Source organism: Nocardia sp. NPDC088792 (assembly GCF_044750615.1).
GTDB lineage: Bacteria > Actinomycetota > Actinomycetes > Mycobacteriales > Mycobacteriaceae > Nocardia.
On record NZ_JBIVKC010000002.1, the window covers coordinates 296,517 to 311,856 of the forward strand.

The 15,340-nt window shown below is 68.9% G+C and carries 15 protein-coding genes; 4 read left to right on the plus strand and 11 right to left on the minus strand.

All coding sequences use genetic code 11. The annotated features are described in order from the left end of the window. The first annotated feature begins 32 nt into the window (after positions 1-32). From ACIP5Y_RS10725 to ACIP5Y_RS10735, 3 genes are read left to right on the plus strand one after another with little or no spacing between them, the layout of a single operon-like run. On the plus strand, positions 33-623 hold the full coding sequence (locus tag ACIP5Y_RS10725) for an energy-coupling factor transporter transmembrane component T family protein (RefSeq protein ID WP_400349554.1): 591 nt from the start codon (positions 33-35) through the stop codon (positions 621-623). Positions 624-649: 26 nt separating this feature from the next. Beyond that, on the plus strand, positions 650-1,198 hold the full coding sequence (locus tag ACIP5Y_RS10730) for a biotin transporter BioY (protein ID WP_400349555.1): 549 nt from the start codon (positions 650-652) through the stop codon (positions 1,196-1,198). After that, positions 1,195-1,875, plus strand: a complete 681-nt coding sequence (locus ACIP5Y_RS10735) for an energy-coupling factor ABC transporter ATP-binding protein (RefSeq protein WP_400349556.1) — start codon at positions 1,195-1,197, stop codon at positions 1,873-1,875. The genes ACIP5Y_RS10730 and ACIP5Y_RS10735 overlap by 4 nt, the downstream gene beginning before the upstream one ends. 43 nt (positions 1,876-1,918) lie before the next feature. Here the strand turns inward: ACIP5Y_RS10735 and ACIP5Y_RS10740 are convergent, their stop codons facing one another. The 7 genes from ACIP5Y_RS10740 to ACIP5Y_RS10770 form a co-directional block, all read right to left on the minus strand. Beyond that, entirely contained in the window at positions 1,919-2,668 is a 750-nt protein-coding gene (locus tag ACIP5Y_RS10740; protein ID WP_400349557.1) for a hypothetical protein, read from the minus strand. Between the two features lie 178 nt (positions 2,669-2,846). Beyond that, entirely contained in the window at positions 2,847-4,115 is a 1,269-nt protein-coding gene (locus ACIP5Y_RS10745; protein WP_400349558.1) for a deoxyguanosinetriphosphate triphosphohydrolase, read from the minus strand. 4 nt (positions 4,116-4,119) lie between these two features. Then, a complete protein-coding gene (locus ACIP5Y_RS10750; protein WP_400351231.1) occupies positions 4,120-4,698 on the minus strand; it encodes a YdcF family protein in 579 nt (192 codons plus the stop codon). Between the two features lie 252 nt (positions 4,699-4,950). Next, complete coding sequence (gene asnB, locus ACIP5Y_RS10755; protein WP_400349559.1) at positions 4,951-6,795, minus strand: asparagine synthase (glutamine-hydrolyzing); 1,845 nt, start codon at positions 6,793-6,795, stop codon at positions 4,951-4,953. 127 nt (positions 6,796-6,922) lie between these two features. Beyond that, positions 6,923-7,441, minus strand: coding sequence for a hypothetical protein (locus tag ACIP5Y_RS10760; protein WP_400349560.1), 519 nt, complete (start codon positions 7,439-7,441; stop codon positions 6,923-6,925). A 152-nt stretch (positions 7,442-7,593) separates the two neighbouring features. Then, the gene (locus ACIP5Y_RS10765; RefSeq protein WP_400349561.1) at positions 7,594-8,382 is read right to left on the minus strand and encodes a maleylpyruvate isomerase N-terminal domain-containing protein; all 789 of its coding nucleotides are present in this window, start codon (positions 8,380-8,382) and stop codon (positions 7,594-7,596) included. Positions 8,383-8,440: 58 nt separating this feature from the next. Next, positions 8,441-9,118 (minus strand): MBL fold metallo-hydrolase, encoded by a 678-nt coding sequence (locus ACIP5Y_RS10770; protein WP_400349562.1) that lies wholly within the window; start codon positions 9,116-9,118, stop codon positions 8,441-8,443. A gap of 80 nt (positions 9,119-9,198) precedes the next feature. Between ACIP5Y_RS10770 and ACIP5Y_RS10775 the strand changes: the two genes are divergently transcribed. Next, positions 9,199-11,202 carry a TPM domain-containing protein gene (locus ACIP5Y_RS10775; protein WP_400349563.1) on the plus strand — a complete coding sequence of 668 codons (2,004 nt, stop codon included), beginning with the start codon at positions 9,199-9,201 and terminating at the stop codon, positions 11,200-11,202. A gap of 65 nt (positions 11,203-11,267) precedes the next feature. Here the strand turns inward: ACIP5Y_RS10775 and ACIP5Y_RS10780 are convergent, their stop codons facing one another. The 4 genes from ACIP5Y_RS10780 to ACIP5Y_RS10795 all read right to left on the minus strand — a co-directional run bounded on the left by ACIP5Y_RS10780 (position 11,268) and on the right by ACIP5Y_RS10795 (position 15,276). Then, entirely contained in the window at positions 11,268-11,873 is a 606-nt protein-coding gene (locus tag ACIP5Y_RS10780) for a response regulator (RefSeq protein WP_400349564.1), read from the minus strand. Continuing rightward, positions 11,870-13,132 (minus strand): sensor histidine kinase, encoded by a 1,263-nt coding sequence (locus ACIP5Y_RS10785; protein WP_400349565.1) that lies wholly within the window; start codon positions 13,130-13,132, stop codon positions 11,870-11,872. The genes ACIP5Y_RS10780 and ACIP5Y_RS10785 overlap by 4 nt, the downstream gene beginning before the upstream one ends. Next, positions 13,116-13,718 (minus strand): ABC transporter permease, encoded by a 603-nt coding sequence (locus ACIP5Y_RS10790; RefSeq protein ID WP_400349566.1) that lies wholly within the window; start codon positions 13,716-13,718, stop codon positions 13,116-13,118. The genes ACIP5Y_RS10785 and ACIP5Y_RS10790 overlap by 17 nt, the downstream gene beginning before the upstream one ends. A gap of 121 nt (positions 13,719-13,839) precedes the next feature. Then, positions 13,840-15,276: a molybdopterin-dependent oxidoreductase gene (locus ACIP5Y_RS10795; protein ID WP_400349567.1), complete on the minus strand. Its 1,437-nt coding sequence runs from the start codon at positions 15,274-15,276 to the stop codon at positions 13,840-13,842. Positions 15,277-15,340 lie beyond the last annotated feature (64 nt).

Sequence of the window (15,340 nt, forward strand, 5' to 3'; positions counted from 1 at the left end):
TGACCCGGTGCGGCGCATGCCAGGATCTATCGGTGCTCAGCCTGTACCACGACGCCCGGACGCCGGTGCATTCCGTGCCCGCCGGGGCGAAGCTGCTGGTGCTGGCGGTGACGGGCACCGCGCTGTTCTTCCTGCCGTCCATTGCGTGGCTGGCGGTGGCATTGGCCGTGGTGATCGGCCTTTATGCGGTGGCGCGGATTCCTTGGCGGGTCACCGGGCGGCAGTTGCTCGGGCTCGCGCCCTTCCTGGTTTTGATCATGCTCGCGCAGGTGCTGTTCACGAGCTGGCAGAGTGCGATCGTGGTCGGCGAGCGATTGCTGACTTTGGTGCTGCTGGCGAATTTGGTGACGCTCACCACTCGCACCACCGCCATGATCGACACCGTCGAAAGAGCCCTCGCCCCACTGCGACCCCTCGGCGTGCGGCCCGAGCGAGTCGGGCTGCTGGTGGCCATGACCATTCGATTCATCCCCGTCATCCGGGAACAGGCCGAGCTGGTCCGGGCCGCGCAGCGCGCTCGTGGCATCGAGCGCAGCACGGTCTTCCTGGTGCCGCTGCTGATCCGCACCCTGCGCATGGCCGACGGTGTCGGTGAAGCACTGGACGCCCGCGGTCTGGACTGACGTCCGAATCTCATAGGATGCCCGGAATGCGAAGTAGGGATCTGGCGCAGGTAGCGCTGTTCGCGGCGATCATGGTGGTGCTCGGGTTCTTCCCGTTGATACAGCTGCCGGGAGCGTTCGCGCCGTTCACCTCCCAGACCCTGGGCGTGATCCTGGCCGGCGCGATCCTCGGCGCGCGGCGCGGCGCGCTGGCGATCCTGCTGTTCGATGTGCTGGTGCTGGTCGGGTTGCCGGTGCTGCCGGGCGGCCGCGGCGGTCTGTCGGTGATCATGGGGCCGACGGGCGGATTCATCCTGGCCTACCCCCTGGGCGCGCTGGTGATCGGATTCCTCACCGAGAAACTGTGGCAGCGGTACAACCTGGCGATCGCGCTGGTGATCAACTTCCTGGGCGGGGCGATCGTGTTGTACGCCATCGGGATTCCGTGGATGGCGGTGGCCGCGCACATTTCGCTGGCCAAGGCCTTCACCACCTCGCTCGTCTTCATACCCGGGGACATCGTGAAAACCGTCATCGGCTCGCTGGCCGCGGTGGCCGTGCGGCGCGCCTATCCGCTGATTCCGAGCCGGGCATGATCGAGCTCGAAGGGGTCACGCACCGCTTCGGTGAGCGGGAGGTGCTGCGGCAGCTGGATCTCACGCTCGACGAGCGGCGCATCGCTGTGATCGGATCCAACGGGTCCGGTAAGTCGACGTTCGCGCGACTGCTCAACGGGCTGCAGGTGCCCAGCGAGGGGCGCGTACGGGTGGACGGGCTGGATACGCGCAAGCAGGGCAAGGCGGTTCGCCGGCTGGTCGGATTCGTGTTCCAGGATCCGGATGTGCAGATCGTCATGCCGACGGTGGCGGAGGATCTGGCGTTCGGGCTCAAACACCACGGGTTCTCGAAAGCCGAGGCCGCCGAACGGGTTACCGAGGTGCTGGCCGAGTACGGGCTGAGCGACTTCCGGGATCATCCGGCGCATCTGCTCAGCGGTGGGCAGAAGCAGATGCTGGCGATCGCGGCGGTGTTGTCGGTGAGGCCGCAGTACGTGGTGTTCGACGAACCGACCACCCTGTTGGATCTACGCAACAAACACCGGATCGCGAAGCTGCTGCACGAGATTCCGCAACAGGTCATCGTGATCTCCCACGACCTGGACCTGCTCACCGAGTTCGACCGCGTACTGGTCTTCGACGAAGGCCGCCTGGTCGCCGACGGCGCCCCCGCCGACAGCATCGCCCACTACCTGGACCTACACGCGGCACTCTGAACGCCGGGCCGTATTCACGCCGCTGAACGCCGGCAGAACCGCGCTACTCCGTGCGGCCGAAACGCTTGCGCCGCACATGATCCGTGAGCCGCTGCCCCGGCTTGCCGTGAAATGCCATGGCGGCTGTGATCCGCGGCGACCTCCCCCGCACCGGTGTGACCCGATGCCGGGATAGTCGCCCGGCATGCAGCAGGAAGGTCCCGGGCGCGGTCGGCAGCAATCCGATCCGCTGCCGTTGCGCGCCACTGCGCTGCAGGACCGCGCGTGGAAGCGAATGATATTCGAGCACCCCACCCTGTTCCGGGGCGGCGATGTGCACGTCGAGCATGTAATCCGGCAGATCGAAATGCCAGTCCTGCCCTTCCCCGTGCTCCTGGATGTGCACCGTCAAAGCCCCGAGCGAATCGGCCGACCGATACGCCGGCTCGCCCACCACGCGGGAAACGAAGTCCAGCAACGGTTCCCACAGATACAACCGTTTCAATGGCGAGGAGGCCGGAATCCGGTCCCCGGCCAGCAGACATTCGATGACCGGCGGCGGCTCCCCCGCCCGCCCGCGCTGCTCGGCGAGATCGATATCCGGCAGTCGCACCCCGTCGATCGCCCCATTGGCCAGACAGTTCGCCGCGATCTCCGCCAGCGCCTCCTCCCGCAGGAACTCCCGCAGCACCAGCACCCCGCTCGCCGCGAACTCCCGCCGCGACTCGTCGATCAACTCCTCCAGCACGCGCAGGTCCCGCCGATCGAGCGGATACCGCTCCAGATCAGCGATCTCGTCCATATCGGCCGGCACACACACCTCCACCCGGAATCCGCCGCAGCCACCGCCCACGGCTCGATAACCCCCGCCAGCCTGACACACCCCCCCGGCGCGCCACTACCGATCGCCCAATCGCCGAGTGGCACATGACGGACGCGACACGCCGCGAAATCCGGCCCTCATGTGCCACTCGGCGACCGGGCTGAACCGGTTAGGGGATGCCGGCGGCGAAACGTTCCAGGCGGCTTTCGGTGTAGGAGGCGATCTGGTCGACCACTACTCGGACCCGGGCGGTGTCGTCGGGGGCGGATTCCCAGGTGGGGACGAGGAGGCGGTCGAGGCCGCGGGGGGCGGCGGCCAGGAGGCGGTCGGCTACCAGGTGGATGCGTTCGCGTTGGCCGGCTTGGCGGACCTGGTGGATCGGGTCGGAGAGGACGTAGCGGAGGGCCATTGTCTTCAGGACGGCGACCTCCGTCGCCGCTATCCGCGGGACTTCGAGGTCGGCTGTGTAGCGGGATAATTGGCGGCCGCCCCAGGCGGCGCGGGTGGCCTCGACGGCGGCGGTGGCGAATCTGCCGACCAGGTCGCTGGTGAGGCGTTTCAGGGCCACCGAGGCGGTGAGGGAACCGTCGAAGTCGGTGACGGCGGCGACCACCGGCATTTCGGAGAGGCGCTGGGCGGCGGCCACCAGTTCGCCGGCGGAGAGCGAAGGGTGCTGGCGCGCACCGAGTTCGGAGAGGGCGGCCTGTTCGAGGGGGTCGGCCAGGGCGCGCAGGTCGATGCGGCCGGCGATGACGCCGTCCTCCACATCGTGGACGGAGTAGGCGACGTCGTCGGCCCAGTCCATGATCTGCGATTCGAGGCATTGGCGGCGGTCGGGCGCGCCCTTGCGGACCCAGGCGAGGCGGTCCATGTCGACGTCGTAGGCACCGAATTTGGAGCTCGGACCCGTTCTGCCCCACGGGTATTTGATGACCGCGTCCAAGGCGGCGCGGGTCGGGTTCAGCCCGAAGCTGTTGCCGAGTTCGTCGATCACCTTGGGTTCGAGGCGGGTGAGGATCCGCAGGTTCTGGGCATTGCCCTCGAAACCGCCGTGCGCGTCGGCGAATTGGTCGAGCGCCTTCTCACCGTTGTGCCCGTACGGGGGATGCCCGATATCGTGCGCGAGCCCGGCCAGATCGACCAGATCGGGGTCGCAGCCGAGGCTGTCGGCGATGCTGCGGCCGATCTGCGCGACCTCCAGCGAATGGGTGAGCCGGGTGCGCGGCGTGTCACCGTCGCGCGGGCCCATGACCTGTGTCTTGTCGGCGAGCCGGCGCAATGCCACGGAGTGCAGCACCCGCGCCCGGTCGCGCGAGAATTCGCTGCGCCGGGCCGGGCAGGGCGACCAGCTCAGGCCCGCGGTCCGGTCGGTTTCGGGCACCATGCGCTCACGATCGAAGTCGGAGTACACCTGGTCGTAATCGATGCGCGCATTCATGGGTTCACTGATCTGCCGTGTATTTGAAGTCTGCCGGGTAGTGGGTCAGTTGATACCAGAGCAAAGCGAACGTCTCCCGGAAAATGCCGTGCGCCTGCGATTCCCGCGTGTAGACGGCGGGTCCGGTGCGGACGGGCGCGGTCCAGGCCGAGAGGCCGGCGTCGCGGGCCATGGTGCGGGTGCGCAGCGAATGCCAGGGATCGCTGACCAGCACCACAGCGGATTTGCTGCGCGCCCGCAGGGCTTTGGAGACGGCTTCCACGCTCTGCAGGGTGTCGGAGCCGGTTTCGACGGCGAGGATCCGGTCGGACGGAACGCCCCGGTTCTCCAGGTAGAGCTTGCCGGAGGCGGCCTCGGTGTAGTTGTCGCCCAGCTGTTTTCCGCCGACGGTGACGACCAGCGGCGCGACGTTCTCGGTGTAGAGGTGGTAGGCCTGATTCAGCCGGGCCTCGAACACCGTGGACGGGGTGCCGTCGTACTGCGCCGCGCCGAGCACCACGATGGCGTCGGCGGGCGAGTAGTCGGAGATGCGGGCCACCTGCCACACCCGCACCGCGGTACCGCCGACCACCAGAACCGCCATGAGTACTGCGCCGACCAGTAGGCGCCGGGCCCAGCGCAGGGTGACGCCGACACACCCGCCGCGGAGTGTGCCGGTGTTCCTGTCCTGAACCAGCCGATCCGGTTCGGGGGTGCGGTTCCGGAGCTTCACCAACCGCGCCGCCGCCGTTCGGGCAGTTGCGAGCGCTGGGCGCCGACCGGGTAGGCGAACGGTCTCATACCGTCAACATAGCTTGTCCGGCCCGGCCGGCGCCGCCGTGTGCCGCGGTCGGCATCAGTCCAGCAACAGCTCCGGCGAGTAGAGATCCAGCCAGGTGGCCATGTCGATCACATGGTCGAGGCCGACCCGGATATGCGGGGCCATCCGGGCGGGGTCCTGTTCGACGGCGCGCTTCGCCCAGCCGCGGTCGAGGATGGTGAACAGCGCGTCGTTCGGCTCGGACAGGATTTCCTTCACCAGCTGCTGCAGCGCCGCCGCGTAGCCGGGGTCCTGGGTGGACGGGTAGGGACTCTTGACCCGCTCCACGACCGATTGCGGCAGGACGTGTTTCGCCGCGTGTCGCAGCAGGCTCTTCTCCCGGCCGTCGAAGGTCTTCAGCGACCACGGCGTGTTGTAGACGTATTCGACCAGCCGGTGATCGCAGAACGGCACGCGCACTTCCAGTCCGACCGCCATGGACATGCGGTCCTTGCGGTCGAGCAGTTGCCGGACGAAGCGGGTGAGGTGCAGGTGGCAGACCGTGCGCATGCGGTGTTCCCGCTCGTCCTCGGAGTCGAGGTGGTCGACCTCGGCGACGGCGGCGGCGTACTGATCGGCGACATAGTCGTTCAGTTGCAGTCGCTCCCGGAGTCCGGGATTCAGGATCTCCCAGCGGGATTCCCCGGAGAGCGGGTTGTTGAAGGCCAGCCAGGGGAAGTTGTCCTCCTTGAGGACGACCTCGTCGTGGAACCAGCGGTAGCCGCCGAAGACCTCGTCGGCGGATTCGCCGGACAGCGCGACCGTGGACTGTTCGCGGATCGCCCGGAACAGTAGATACAGCGAACTGTCCATATCGCCGAGACCCTGCGGGATATCGCGGGCGGTGATCACGGCGCGGCGCACCGAAAGATCGGCCAGGTCAGCGGGATTCAGGATCACATCCTGGTGTGCGGACTTCACGTAGTCCGCCACATCACGCACGAACGGCGAATCGGGAGTGTCGCGCATCTCGTCGGGGATGAAGTTGGCTTCCTGGTTGACGAAGTCCACCGAGAACGTCCGCACCTGTTCGCCGTCGCGGGCCAGGCGCTGTGCCGCCAGGCCGGTGATGGTGCTGGAATCCAGTCCGCCGGAAAGCAATATGCACCGGGGCACGTCCGAGATCAGCTGCCGGTCGACGATATCGGTGAGCAGTTCGCGGACGTGTTCGACAGAGTCCTGCCGGCTGTCGGTATGTTCGACCGCCGTCAGTCGCCAGTAGGTGCGCTCGCGAAGACCGTTGCGGTCCACGGTGATCAGCGTGCCCGGTAGCACCTCGGACATGCCCTTCCACAGGGACCAGCCGGGGGCTTTGGTGAAGGCGAAGAGCTCGCGCATGCCGTCGAGCTCGACTGCCTTGCGCGCCAGGGGATTCGCGAGGATGGCCTTCGGTTCCGATCCGAAGAGCACGCCGTCGGGCGTGCGGTAGAAGTAGAAAGGCTTGATGCCCATGCGATCCCGGACCATGACCAGCTTCTCGTCACGCTGGTCCCAGATCGCGAAGGCGTACATGCCGTTGAGGTGGTCGACCAGGCTCTCGCCCCACTGCAGGTAGGCGCGCAGGACGACCTCGGTGTCACTGTCGGTGGTGAACGAATGTCCCAGTCCCGCAAGCTGTTCGCGCAGTTCGCGGAAGTTGTAGGTCTCGCCCGAGTACACGATGGCCACGTCCCCGCCGGGGGTGGCCACGCTCATCGGCTGCGCGCCGCCGGGCAGGTCGATGATCGCGAGCCGTCGGTGGCCGAGTGCGCCGTGCTGTCGTAGGAATGTCCCGCGGCCGTCCGGTCCCCGGCACGCCATGGTTTCGGTCATGGCGTCCAGCACCCCCTGCTGCCGCGTCAAATCGGAGTCGAACGAAACCCACCCTGCTATCCCGCACATCCGGGACCTCCCAGATTCGTTAGCTGAAACAACTATCCGTAATCCAGGTGTAACACAACGGAAGTCGCCAGGCTACTAACCAACCGTCCGGTTTAGCACCGGCAAACGACGGGCACCGGACACCCGGCTAGGCGTCGGCCACGCCGCTATCAGCCGAATCCGACTGACAGAACTGGTATTTTCCGCGATCGAGCCGGCGGATATTGCTGTCGTCACGCAACGCCATCCGGCCCAGGGCAACCTTTACGTGGTGACGCGCGCTCATCGGCAATTCGAGCCCCCGCTCCTCCAGCGCCGCCACCACTTCCGTGGGCGTCCAGGTCTGATTGGGATGCTCGGCGAGGAAGTCGGACACCATCCTCGGTAGCGACCGCCCCTGCCGCTCGAGGGGCGCCTCACGTGTCGGCGGCGCATCCTGCAACTGCTCGAGGCGGGCCGTATCCAGCCAGTCCGCCACCGTCAGCAGCTTGGCGCACGCGGCGCGTAGCTCCGCGCCGGGCGAACGGATGTCACCGAGGTTGTACATCGCCTGGTAGTAGCGGCCGATCTTGGTGAGTAGCTCCACGGCCTGCTGCTCGGTGTCGGCGACGATGGTTTCGCTGCTACGACCGGAGTTCGATAGTGCCGCCGTTGGTCCTGCTCCCACCCTGCACGCTCCCCTTCCCGTCGATTGGCCAACTACCGCACGGGAGACCCTAACCCCACCATCGGGCCGAATTGTGAAAGGCCACAATGTCACCCGAGCGGTACTCCGGGATCGGAGCCGTCAACGCCGCGGCCGAGCCGGGCGATTCGCCGCTATACCAAGTCGAGCGTATCGAGGAAACGTTCGCCGACCGGGACATCTCCGGTGATCGTCAGCTCCGCCTCCGCCCAGGGTGACCGGCGGGTGGCCCAGGACAGGAACTCCGTTGCACTGCCGGTGATCCGGGTCGCGGCGCCGGTGACATCCCCCGGCTGCACGCGCAGACCACCTGCGCCGGCGGGCTCGATCCGCCAGGTACCGCCGCCGGGTCCCCGCAGGGTGAGCGCGATCGGAGCATCGAGCCAGGTCAAGCGGGTGCGGTGCGACTGCTCCAGCAGTGCCATGGTCCAGGCCAGGGCGGCGGACATGCGGCGATCGTCGGTGCCCGGCGGGGTGCGCCCGAGCGCGGGCGCGATATCGCAGCGCAGGTGGACATGCCAGTCGTAGACGAAGATGGTGGGCATCAGTCGCAGCGGATACCGGCCCAGTTCCCCGACGGGTAGCCGGACCCGTTCGATGCCGGGGAGCGTGGACAATCCGAGCGCCGCACAGCCGATCCGGCTCCAGCTGACGAAGTCGCCGTACACCTGTTGCGAGGATCGGCCGCGCACCGCCGCCACCACCTCGTCGTTGAGCCGCTCGAGGTCGTGGCTGCGCATGGTCGCCAACGCCGCCGGTGTCACCAGCGCCCGCTGTGTGGTGGCGAGGTGCGCGACGACATCCTGCACACTCCACCCCTCGGCGCGGCTGGGTGCGGCCCATTCCTCGGCGGAGAAGTCCGCGCAGAAATCGATCACGGCGGCACGTTCCGCGCGCATGGCGGCAAGATATCCGGAACTCATGTCTTCTCCCCCTCAGGTGAAAATCGGCAGACAGGCAACAGAATTCGACCGGTGAGAATCACCAGCCGCGGGCGCGCCACTCCCCCAGCTGTGGGCGCTCCCGGCCGAGCGTGGTGTCGTCGCCGTGACCCGGATAGACGACCGTGTCATCGCCGAAGCGGCCGAACAGCTTCGACTCCACATCACCCAGCAGCGAGGTGAAATCCTTTGCGTTGCCGGTCTTCCCGACACCACCCGGGAACAAGGAGTCGCCGGTGAAGAGGTGGGTGCGGCCGGCGCCGTCGGTCAGGGCGAGGGCCACCGAACCCGGGGTGTGGCCGCTGAGGTGGATGGCCTGCAGCTCGAGGTCGCCGATCAGGATGGTGTCACCGTCGGCGAGCAGGCGGGACGGGGGCACGGGCAGCGGTGCGGCATCGAGTTCATGTGCAGCGGTCGGGATTTCGGTCGCGTCGACCACATCCTTCAGACCCCACCAATGATCCGGGTGCTGGTGGGTGGTGACGATGAGCTCGACCCGGCCCGGGGCCTCCTGGGCGAGGAGTTCCAGGATTCGCTCGGGCTCGTTGGCGGCGTCGATGAGGAGGGCCGCGCCGGTGGCGGTGCTCTGGACGAGGTAGACGTTGTTGTCCATGGCGCCGACCGACATCTTCACGATGCGGGCGCCGGGGACCTCACGCTGCTGTGGATTCGAACCGGGGGCGACATGGCCCGTGTACTGGGTATCGATCGAGATCACGTGACCGATCGTAGTCACCGGGGGCCGACACGGGTGGCGGGGAATCCGGTCGTCCGGCCTGCGGCGGATAGATTCGGGGGATGCCGCTACCGAAGCAGCACTCCGTCGCTCGGCTCTGGTCCCTGCTGGTGATGTGCCTGCTGACGGTGGTGATCGGCCCGGTGACGGCGGGTACCGGGCCCGCAACCGCCACCCCGCCGCAGCGGCTGCCCACCTATGTCACCGATACCGCGGGTGCGCTGAGCGGCGGGCAGACCGCGCAGTTACAGGCGGCCATCGATGCGCTGTACGGGAAGCATCATGAGCGGCTGTGGGTCGTGTATGTGCGGAGTTTCGACGGCATGGACTCGCACGCGTGGGGTGAGCAGACGGCGCGGGCCTCCGGTTTCGGGGATCGGGATGTGCTGCTGTCGGTCGCGGTGGACGATCGGGCCTACGCGTTCACCGGAACAGTGCCGTCCTCGATCACTGAGAAGGATGTGGATCGGTTCCTCAGCAACGGGGTCGAGCCGAAACTGCGGGCCGGGGATTGGGCGGGCGCGGGGCTGGCGGCGGCCGAGGGGCTGTCGAATGCGATGAGCGGGTCGGGTGGGGTGAGCTATCGGACGCTGCTGGTGTTGCTGCTGATCGTGGCGCTGATATTGCTGGCCGGCTGGTTCTGGCTGCGGCGCCGGCGCGGGCGGCACGACCGCTCGCGGCTGGATTCGGCGCGGCAGGTGGATCCCACCGATGCGCGAGCGCTGGAGGGGCTGCCGCTGGTGGTGCTGGATGCGCTGTCCAAGGAGACGCTGGTCGACGCCGACAATGCGATCCGGACCTCGGCGGAGGAATTGCGGCTCGCCACCGATGAATTCGGGGCGATCGCGACGGCGCCGTTCACCGCCGCGCTGCAAGGGGCGAAATCGGCGCTGGCCAAGGCATTCTCGATCCGGCAGCAGCTCGACGACGATATTCCCGAGACGCCGGACCAGCAGCAGACCATGCTGGTCGAGCTGATCAGCAGCTGCGGCCGCGCGGATCGTGAACTCGACGCCAAGGTCAGCGAATTCGATGCCATGCGCAATCTGCTCATCAATGCCGGGGATCGGCTCGACGCGCTGACCCGGGATCTGGTGGCGCTCACCGCGCAGCTGCCGCGCTCGCGGCAGATCCTCGCCGGTCTGGTGGCGAGCCAGCCCGCCTCGGTGCTCACCCCGGTTCGCGACAATGTGGGCATGGCGGAGGAGCGAATCTCCTTCGCCGAAAGCAATATCGAAGACGGGCGGGCTGCGATCGCGAGACCGGTCGGGCAGCAGGGCGCGGCCGTCGCCGATATCCGCGCCGCCGAAGCCGCCGTGAATGCGGCGCGCACGCTGCTCGATGCCGTCGACACCGCCGCCACCGATATCGAGCAGGCGCGCGCCGGATTGCCCGGCCTCATCGAGGAATTGCGGCGCGACCTCGATACCGCCGCGGGCCTCACCGAACACGGCGGCGCCGAGCTGACCGCGGCCGCCGCCGGCGCGCGCACCGCACTGGATCACGCCGTCGCCGACGGTCCGGACAACCCGCTCGGCGCCTTCCAGCAGGCCATGGCCGCGGACACCGCACTGGACAATGCGACAGCCGCCGCCACCGACCGCAAGATCGCCGCCGAGGAGCTACGCCGCCGCCTCGACCAGACCCTGACCGCGGCCCGCAGTCAGATCAATGCCGCCGCCGATTTCATCAGCACCCGCCGCGGCGGAGTCGACGCCGAACCCCGCACCCGCTTGGCCGAGGCGCAACGCAGCCTCGACCAGGCCCAGCAGCTCACCCCCACCGACCCGGCCCAGGCCCTCCAATTCGCCCAGCGCGCGGTAGAACTCGGCAGCCGAGCCCTGCGCACCGCCCAGGCCGCCGTCAACGACTGGCAGGCCCAGCAACGCGCCACCCCCAACTCCCAGACCGGCGCCGTCCTCGGCGGCATCCTCATCGACGGCATGCTCCGCGGCATGGGCAACCAATACCGCGGCGGCGGAGGCGGATTCGGCGGCGGCTACGGCCCCGGCTCCTTCGGCGGCTCCGACGGCTCCCGCCGCATCAGCCGCGGCGGCCGCTTCTGAACCACCCGAACGCGGATCTCGACCGGGTGCGGGCGAGCCGCGGGAGCCACTGCCGCGGAGGCTGTTTACAGCCAGCCGAGGCGTTCTGCGGCACGGACGGCCTCGGTGCGGGTGCGGGTGCCGGTTTTGCCGATGGCGGCGGAGAGATGGTTGCGGACGGTGCCTTCGGAGAGGTGGAGTTGTCTGGCGATCGCCCCGGCGGTGGCGCCGTCCGCGGCGGCGGTCAGGACTTCGCGTTCGCGGGCGGTCAGGGGGGAGGTTCCGGCGGTGAGGGTTTCGGTGGCGAGGGCGGGGTCGACCACGCGGAGGCCCAGGTGGACGCGGCGGACGGCGTCCGCGAGTTCCCGTGCGGGCGTGTCCTTGACGACGAAGCCGCTGGCCCCGGCGTCGATCGCGCGGCGCAGGTAGCCCGGGCGGCCGAAGGTGGTGACCATGAGGATGCGGACCTGTGGATGCGCCGCGTGCAGCTGGGCGGCGGCCGAAATGCCGTCCAGACCGGGCATTTCCACGTCCAGCAGCGCCACGTCGGGAGTGGTCTTCGCGACGGCGTCGAGTACCTCGTCGCCGCGGCCGACCTCGGCCACCACCTCCAGGTCGGGTTCCAGGTTCAGCAGTGCCGCGAGGGCGCCGCGCACCAGTGCTTGATCGTCGGCGAGCAGCAGTTTGATCATTCCCGCTCCTGTGTCGTCCCTGCCGGAAAGCTTGCCAGCACCCGTAATCCGCCTTCCGGGCGATTGCCGAGAGTGAGGGTGCCGCCGGTGGCCTGCACGCGTTCCCGCAGGCCGGACAGCCCGGAACCGGAGCGGGACGACTCGCGCATGCCCACCCCGTCATCGGCCACCTCGATGCTGCGCGGGGTCACCCGCACCCAGCAGTGGCGGGCCCCGCTGTGCCGGACGATATTGGTGACCGCCTCGCGCAGCACCCAGCCGAAGACGACGCTGTGCCGGATCGGGAGGTCGTCGGTGTCGGGCAGGTCCGTCTCGATCTCGGCGGCGGTCAAGGCCGTTCGCGCATTGGCGAGTTCACCCGCCAGCGACACCTCGCGCAGTCCGCCGACGGTGGTTCGCACCCCGGCCAGGGATTCACGCGCGAGCCGTTCGACATCCGCCATCTCGGCCCGGGCGCGTTCCGGATCGATATCCAGGAGTCGTTGCGCCAGTTCGGTTTTCACGGTGATGACGGTGAGCGAATGGCCGAGGATATCGTGCACGTCCCGGCCCACCCGCAACCGCTCCTCGGCGACGGCGAGGTCGGTCAACTGCTGCCGGGCGATGAAGAGCTGGTGATTACGCATGAGAATCAACCGGACGCCGCCGATCGCGAACGCCGATATGACGACCGACTGGATGAGCGTGTAGTCCACCGATCTGCCCGCCGCCAATTGCGGAATCACCGCCGTGGCCAGGATCAGTACCACGAGCGCCGGAATCACTCGCCGCGCCGGCACGGTGAAGGCGGTGAACGACGCGACGTACACCACGAGCCCGACCGCCTCGAAGCCCAATGTCACCGCGGCCGCCGCGATCAGCGCCCCCAGCACGACGATCGGCAGGATCACCAGCCGGAAGGACGAGGAACCGAGCGGCCACGCCGCCCTGACGCTGCCACGCATCAGCAGGTAGTACGAACCGATGTAGACGCCGCCGAACGCGAAGATCACCACCAGCGAATAGCTCCGGGCCGCCGGATCGGCCAGGTCCCAGGCCTGCCGCAAGGGGTCGATCAGATAGACGGCCCAGACCGCGGCGAAGATCCAGCCGATCCGCCGCCGGCGCCGGATGCCCCGCTCCTCTTCGTCGGTCACCCCGAGCGTGTCATCCACACCGCGCGACGCTACCGCAGGCGTCAGCAACCAGCCGCGGCTACCGAGCTCGCCGCGCTCGGTAGCCGCGCCGAGCGGGATCGGCGGGTCAGCGTGCGGTGTCACGGCGGAACAGTACAGCGGAGCCGATGGTGAAGACCGCCGCCCAGGCGAGGACGTTGACGATGGCCAGCGCTACCGCGCCACCGCTGGGTTCGGCGAAGGGGGCGCGGGCCGGCACGGCGACGCCGTTGGTGGGGAACACTTTCGAGGCGGTGTCGAACCAGCCGTGCAGGGGCATGAACAGGCCGCCCGCGAAGGACAGCAGTGCCCGCGCCGGCCCGAGCAGCTGCATGACGTTCTCCGACGGCAGCAGGTAGCCCATGAACAGGCCGAATGCCGCGAACACCAGCGAGCCCAGCCAGGCGATGAGGAAGCAGCCGAGCCATGCGCTCGCCTGCAGTCGCGCGCCCAGCGCCACGCCCACCGCGAAAACCACTGTCACCGAGAGCAATCCGAGCACCATGGCGACCGCGATCTTGACGGCGATGTACACCGGCTCCGGTCGTGGTGAGGGCAGATCCAGGCCGTCCACCGCGCGCACCGCACCGCCGGGCGATCCGAAAGTCTTCACCAGGCCGCGGATTTCGATGACCGGTGCGGTCGCGCGCCGCGGTCGCGGCGGCACGAGGCCATTGGCGGTTGCGTTCATACCCCCACTGTCGTCCGCGGCAGTTGGGGAAACCTCCCCCATCCATCACGACTCCCCCATGACAACTGTCATGCGCGGCACCCTGCGCGAGGTGTCGGGCCGGACGGTGGCAGCGGTCGCGTCAGACGGTGACGGTCACCGTGTGTAGACCGCCGGGACCCAAGGGGAACGGTGGCCGGGTGACCGGGTCCTGGATCTGCCCGGAGCGACTCGTGACCCGCGCCTGAATGGCGTGATCGCCCGGCGGCAGGTCGACCACCGTGCGCCAGCGACGCCAGGCGCTGGGAGCCAGTTCGGCGCCCAGTTCCACCGGGATCCACTCAGTTTCGTCCACGCGGATCTCGACGGCCGAGACGCCCTGGGGTGGCGCCCAGGCCACGCCGGCCACGGTGCACTTGCCGGACCCCGAGGCGCCGCAGGAGGCGACATCGATACGGGCCTGCGGGCGGACCCAGAGCGGGTCGGCGGGCCACCCGCGCTTCCACCAGTAGTCGACGTGACTGTCATCGGTCAGCTCGAGCGCGGTGATCCATTTCGCGCCGGAGTACTGACCGTAGATGCCGGGCACGAAAACCCGTGCCGGAAAGCCGTGTTCGGGTGGCAGCGGTTCACCGTTCATGCCGATGACCAGGTAGCCGGGCCATTCGCCGGTGCGCAGCGGTGCCAGGGGCAGTGAGATGGTGTAGCCGTCCACGGCGCGGCTGACCAGCCGGGTCGCACCGGAGTCCGGGACCGCATGGTCGAGCAGCGCGGTCAACGGCACGCCGAACCAGCGGGCATTGCCGCTGCGGCCCGAGCCGGCGGTGTTGTGCACGCACACCATGACGGCATCGAATTCCACCGCCTGCTCGGCCAGATCGGGCAGCGACAACCGCAGCGGATGCGCCACCTTGCCGCTGATGGACAGCCGCCACTGCTCCGGCTCGATGCGCGGCGGCCGCGAATTCACGTCCGCCACATAGAATTTGCTCGCCTGCGTGATCAGCGGTGACAGGCCCGGTTCGGCGCCGAACCCGTCCTCCGGCACCGGCGCGTGCGAACCCATCGGGCCCACCCGGCGTACCCGCTCCCGATACCGCCGATCCTCGCGCCGCACCAGCGTCTCGGCGGCGGCGAAGAGTCCCGCGCCGGCGGCCGCCCACAGTGCCACGCCACCGAGATCGGCAGGCGGACGCCGTAATCCGGCCCGCATCACAGCCGCGGTGGCCACCGCGCCGGCCGCACCGGCCACCGATCGGTTCGCGCCGCGTAGCGCCGTAGCCGCCGTCCCGGCCGCCAGGACCGCGGCGGCGGGCGTCCGCAGCCGTGGCGGCAGCAGGGCCAGCGCGGTGGCCTCGGCCACCGCCGACACCGCCGCGCCCAGCCGGGTCAGCTCCTTGTCGTGGGCGCCGCCCTGCGCCACCATGGCCTCGACCACCTGCACGGGCGCGTAATCGGCGGCCAGGCGGCCGATCCCGTCCAGCACGGAACCGCCCCTGCTCGCCGCGATCAACTCTCCGGCGCCCAGCGCGCCCAGGCCCACCGCCGCGGCCCCCACCAACCGGCGCTTCCCGCTCATCGACACTTGTTCGGCCTTCCGTCGTCGCCCGGGTATCGCCGCCCATTCTTCACCAGCCGGGACG

Excerpts from the sequence above, each read along its gene's own strand:
- ACIP5Y_RS10730 (WP_400349555.1), top strand. The coding sequence starts at position 650 with ATGCGAAGTAGGGATCTGGCGCAGGTAGCGCTGTTCGCGGCGATCATG.
- ACIP5Y_RS10735 (WP_400349556.1), top strand. The coding sequence starts at position 1,195 with ATGATCGAGCTCGAAGGGGTCACGCACCGCTTCGGTGAGCGGGAGGTG.
- ACIP5Y_RS10745 (WP_400349558.1), bottom strand. The coding sequence starts at position 4,115 with ATGAATGCGCGCATCGATTACGACCAGGTGTACTCCGACTTCGATCGT.
- ACIP5Y_RS10750 (WP_400351231.1), bottom strand. The coding sequence starts at position 4,698 with ATGGCGGTTCTGGTGGTCGGCGGTACCGCGGTGCGGGTGTGGCAGGTG.
- asnB (WP_400349559.1), bottom strand. The coding sequence starts at position 6,795 with ATGTGCGGGATAGCAGGGTGGGTTTCGTTCGACTCCGATTTGACGCGG.
- ACIP5Y_RS10765 (WP_400349561.1), bottom strand. The coding sequence starts at position 8,382 with ATGAGTTCCGGATATCTTGCCGCCATGCGCGCGGAACGTGCCGCCGTG.
- ACIP5Y_RS10775 (WP_400349563.1), top strand. The coding sequence starts at position 9,199 with ATGCCGCTACCGAAGCAGCACTCCGTCGCTCGGCTCTGGTCCCTGCTG.
- ACIP5Y_RS10780 (WP_400349564.1), bottom strand. The coding sequence starts at position 11,873 with ATGATCAAACTGCTGCTCGCCGACGATCAAGCACTGGTGCGCGGCGCC.
- ACIP5Y_RS10790 (WP_400349566.1), bottom strand. The coding sequence starts at position 13,718 with ATGAACGCAACCGCCAATGGCCTCGTGCCGCCGCGACCGCGGCGCGCG.
- ACIP5Y_RS10795 (WP_400349567.1), bottom strand. The coding sequence starts at position 15,276 with ATGAGCGGGAAGCGCCGGTTGGTGGGGGCCGCGGCGGTGGGCCTGGGC.